Source organism: Staphylococcus sp. EG-SA-2 (assembly GCF_017152085.1).
In genome coordinates, this window is record NZ_JACYHC010000472.1 from 1 (window position 1) to 4,625 (window position 4,625).

The following is a 4,625-nucleotide window of genomic DNA, read 5'->3' on the forward strand; positions in this document are numbered from 1 at the left end:
GAACGACACAAATGATTTAGGGTAGGTGTTGACCAATGTTGATAACAAAAAACCAAGCAGAAAAATGGTTTGATAATTCATTAGGGAAGCAGTTCAATCCTGATTTGTTTTATGGATTTCAGTGTTATGATTACGCCAATATGTTCTTTATGTTAGCGACAGGCGAAAGGCTGCAAGGTTTATATGCTTATAATATCCCGTTTGATAATAAAGCAAAGATTGAAAAATATGGTCAAATAATTAAAAACTATGACAGCTTTTTACCGCAAAAGTTGGATATTGTCGTTTTCCCGTCAAAGTATGGTGGCGGAGCTGGACACGTTGAAATTGTTGAGAGCGCAAATTTAAACACTTTCACATCATTTGGTCAAAACTGGAACGGTAAAGGTTGGACTAATGGCGTTGCGCAACCTGGTTGGGGTCCTGAAACTGTGACAAGACATGTTCATTATTATGACAATCCAATGTATTTTATTAGGTTAAACTTCCCTAACAACTTAAGCGTTGGCAATAAAGCTAAAGGTATTATTAAGCAAGCGACTACAAAAAAAGAGGCAGTAATTAAACCTAAAAAAATTATGCTTGTAGCCGGTCATGGTTATAACGATCCTGGAGCAGTAGGAAACGGAACAAACGAACGCGATTTTATACGTAAATATATAACGCCTAATATCGCTAAGTATTTAAGACATGCAGGACATGAAGTTGCATTATACGGTGGCTCAAGTCAATCACAAGATATGTATCAAGATACTGCATACGGTGTTAATGTAGGCAATAAAAAAGATTATGGCTTATATTGGGTTAAATCACAGGGGTATGACATTGTTCTAGAAATACATTTAGACGCAGCAGGAGAAAGCGCAAGTGGTGGGCATGTTATTATCTCAAGTCAATTCAATGCAGATACTATTGATAAAAGTATACAAGATGTTATTAAAAATAATTTAGGACAAATAAGAGGTGTAACACCTCGTAACGATTTACTAAATGTTAATGTATCAGCAGAAATAAATATCAATTATCGCTTATCTGAATTAGGTTTTATTACTAATAAAAATGATATGGATTGGATTAAGAAAAATTACGACTTGTACTCTAAACTAATAGCTGGTGCGATTCATGGTAAGCCAATTGGTGGAGTGGTAGCTAGTGAGGTCAAAGCGCCAGTTAAAAACGAAAAGAATCCGCCAGTGCCAGCAGGTTATACACTCGATAAGAATAATGTCCCTTATAAAAAAGAACAAGGCAATTACACAGTAGCTAATGTTAAAGGTAATAATGTAAGAGACGGTTATTCAACTAATTCAAGAATTACAGGGGTATTACCCAACAACACAACAATTACGTATGACGGTGCATATTGTATTAATGGTTATAGATGGATTACTTATATTGCTAATAGTGGACAACGTCGCTATATTGCGACCGGAGAGGTAGACATAGCAGGCAACCGAATAAGCAGTTTTGGTAAGTTTAGTGCAGTTTGATAATTGTATATGATGAATCTTAGGCAGGTACTTCGGTACTTGCCTATTATTTAAAATTAATAAACAGTTAATTTTTACATGAATATATTAAATTTTAAAAAAACAAACGTTTTTAGTATATAAATTATTTTGTGTTCGTATTGTGTGCTATGATTAAAAAGTTGTTATGGTCAACTATATCGTGGTTTTATGTTTATTATCAATCAAAATATAAATTATTTATAATTTGTTTGGTAATGAACGGGTTTTTTTCGAAATGATAGTAAAAAAACACATTTGTAGATATTTTAAACTCGGTAAATCTTTTAATAAATATTTAATTTTATTAAAAGTTAAAAAGGTTTAATATAAAAATGTAATAAAATTTATAAAGAAAGGAAATGATTTTTATGGTCAAAAAAAGACTATTAGCTGCAACATTGTCGTTAGGAATAATCACTCCTATTGCTACTTCGTTTCATGAATCTAAAGCTGATAACAATATTGAGAATATTGGTGATGGCGCTGAGGTAGTCAAAAGAACAGAAGATACAAGTAGCGATAAGTGGGGGGTCACACAAAATATTCAGTTTGATTTTGTTAAAGATAAAAAGTATAACAAAGACGCTTTGATTTTAAAAATGCAAGGTTTTATCAATTCAAAGACTACTTATTACAATTACAAAAACACAGATCATATAAAAGCAATGAGGTGGCCTTTCCAATACAATATTGGTCTCAAAACAAATGACCCCAATGTAGATTTAATAAATTATCTACCTAAAAATAAAATAGATTCAGTAAATGTTAGTCAAACATTAGGTTATAACATAGGTGGTAATTTTAATAGTGGTCCATCAACAGGAGGTAATGGTTCATTTAATTATTCAAAAACAATTAGTTATAATCAACAAAACTATATCAGTGAAGTAGAACGTCAAAATTCAAAAAGTGTTCAATGGGGAATAAAAGCTAATTCATTTATCACATCATTAGGTAAAATGTCTGGACATGATCCAAATTTATTTGTTGGATATAAACCATATAGTCAAAATCCGAGAGACTATTTTGTTCCAGACAATGAATTACCCCCATTAGTACACAGTGGTTTCAATCCTTCATTTATTGCAACTGTTTCTCATGAAAAAGGCTCAGGAGATACAAGTGAATTTGAAATAACGTATGGCAGAAATATGGATGTTACTCATGCTACTAGAAGAACAACACACTATGGCAATAGTTATTTAGAAGGATCTAGAATACACAACGCATTTGTAAACAGAAATTACACAGTTAAATATGAAGTGAACTGGAAAACTCATGAAATTAAAGTGAAAGGACATAATTGATATGAAAAAAATAGTCAAATCATCAGTTGTTACATCAATTGCATTGCTTTTGCTATCCAATACAGTTGATGCAGCTCAACATATCACACCTGTAAGTGAGAAAAAGGTTGATGATAAAATTACTTTGTACAAAACAACTGCAACATCAGATTCCGATAAGTTAAAAATTTCTCAGATTTTAACTTTTAATTTTATTAAAGATAAAAGTTATGATAAAGATACATTAATACTCAAAGCTGCTGGAAACATTTATTCTGGCTATACAAAGCCAAATCCAAAAGACACTATTAGTTCTCAATTTTATTGGGGTTCTAAGTACAACATTTCAATTAATTCAGATTCTAATGACTCAGTAAACGTTGTAGATTATGCACCTAAAAATCAAAATGAAGAATTTCAAGTACAACAAACGGTAGGTTATTCTTATGGTGGAGATATTAATATCTCTAACGGCTTATCAGGTGGAGGTAATGGTTCAAAATCTTTTTCAGAGACAATTAACTATAAACAAGAAAGCTATAGAACTAGCTTAGATAAAAGAACTAATTTCAAAAAAATTGGTTGGGATGTTGAAGCACATAAAATTATGAATAATGGTTGGGGACCATATGGCAGAGATAGTTATCATTCAACTTATGGTAATGAAATGTTTTTAGGCTCAAGACAAAGCAACTTAAATGCTGGACAAAACTTCTTGGAATATCACAAAATGCCAGTGTTATCCAGAGGTAACTTCAATCCAGAATTTATTGGTGTCCTATCTCGAAAACAAAACGCTGCAAAAAAATCGAAAATTACTGTTACTTATCAAAGAGAAATGGATAGATATACAAACTTTTGGAATCAACTTCACTGGATAGGTAATAATTATAAAGATGAAAATAGAGCAACTCATACATCAATTTATGAAGTTGATTGGGAAAATCATACAGTTAAATTAATAGATACTCAATCTAAGGAAAAAAATCCTATGAGCTAAACAGATAGATAATCAAAAAATCTTAAATATGTTAAAATTTACAAACACTTTCTTTCTATATTAGGGTAACCACGTCTTAATTGACGTGGTTATTTTTTCAGGGCAAAAAAAGGGCGGATTATTTAAATAAGGACAAACACTTGTGGAAAATTTAAAAGGTTAAAAATAATAAAGAACTTGGTATAACAAGGGTTTTATACATTTGCGTACAACGACGAAATGTCAATTTACCATCACATTATGACGATATGTTTATTTTAAACACACAAGCTCATGCGCGTCTTGATCAAATGGCACAACAGTTTGAAGTTGTTTGTAATGGCTTGAACGAAAATGAAGGACAAGCAATTCAAACGATGGATCAATCTGCCTCTCTAATACGGTCAAACTTAATTCAAGTTAAAGAACAATTAGAAAAACTAGCTGTATACTAATTAATTTATTAAATGCTACTTGTTTTCATTGAGAATAAGTAGTTTTTTCAAACATAAAAGTTTTACAAACACATAAATGGGTGATGAGCTATGTTTAAAAGAACTAAACTAATCTTAATAGCAACGATTCTACTATCAGGATGTTCAACTACCAATAACGAATCCAACAATGAAACAAAATCTGTGCCAGAAGAAATGGAAGCTTCAAAATATGTAGGTCAAGGCTTCCAACCACCTGCAGAAAAAGATGCGGTTGAATTTGCGAAAAAGCATAAAGATAAAATTGCTAAACGTGGCGAACAATTTTTTATGGATAACTTTGGACTAAAAGTTAAAGCTACAAATGTTGTAGGTAGTGGCGACGGTGTAGAAGTATTCGTGCATTGTGATGACC

5 protein-coding genes are annotated in these 4,625 nt (G+C 31.6%); all 5 read left to right on the forward strand.

Annotated elements, in window-relative coordinates; translation table 11 throughout:
- Positions 1-35 precede the first annotated feature (35 nt).
- Positions 36-1,490 carry an N-acetylmuramoyl-L-alanine amidase gene (locus IDG60_RS06985; RefSeq protein ID WP_000909220.1) on the forward strand — a complete coding sequence of 485 codons (1,455 nt, stop codon included), beginning with the start codon at positions 36-38 and terminating at the stop codon, positions 1,488-1,490.
- A gap of 389 nt (positions 1,491-1,879) precedes the next feature.
- Positions 1,880-2,818, forward strand: coding sequence for a Panton-Valentine bi-component leukocidin subunit S (gene lukS-PV / locus IDG60_RS06990; protein ID WP_000239545.1), 939 nt, complete (start codon positions 1,880-1,882; stop codon positions 2,816-2,818).
- Entirely contained in the window at positions 2,814-3,797 is a 984-nt protein-coding gene (gene lukF-PV, locus IDG60_RS06995) for a Panton-Valentine bi-component leukocidin subunit F (protein ID WP_024937002.1), read from the forward strand. Before lukS-PV ends, lukF-PV begins: the two co-directional genes overlap by 5 nt.
- A 248-nt stretch (positions 3,798-4,045) precedes the next feature.
- Entirely contained in the window at positions 4,046-4,231 is a 186-nt protein-coding gene (locus IDG60_RS07000; RefSeq protein WP_000470336.1) for a hypothetical protein, read from the forward strand.
- 90 nt (positions 4,232-4,321) lie between these two features.
- A partial coding sequence (locus IDG60_RS07005) for a DUF1672 family protein (RefSeq protein ID WP_206160575.1) occupies positions 4,322-4,625 on the forward strand: 304 nt, incomplete at its 3' end.

Bases quoted from the DNA above. Each gene is read 5' to 3' on its own strand.
- IDG60_RS06985 (WP_000909220.1), top strand. From the start codon at position 36: ATGTTGATAACAAAAAACCAAGCAGAAAAATGGTTTGATAATTCATTA.
- lukS-PV (WP_000239545.1), top strand. From the start codon at position 1,880: ATGGTCAAAAAAAGACTATTAGCTGCAACATTGTCGTTAGGAATAATC.
- IDG60_RS07000 (WP_000470336.1), top strand. From the start codon at position 4,046: ATGTTTATTTTAAACACACAAGCTCATGCGCGTCTTGATCAAATGGCA.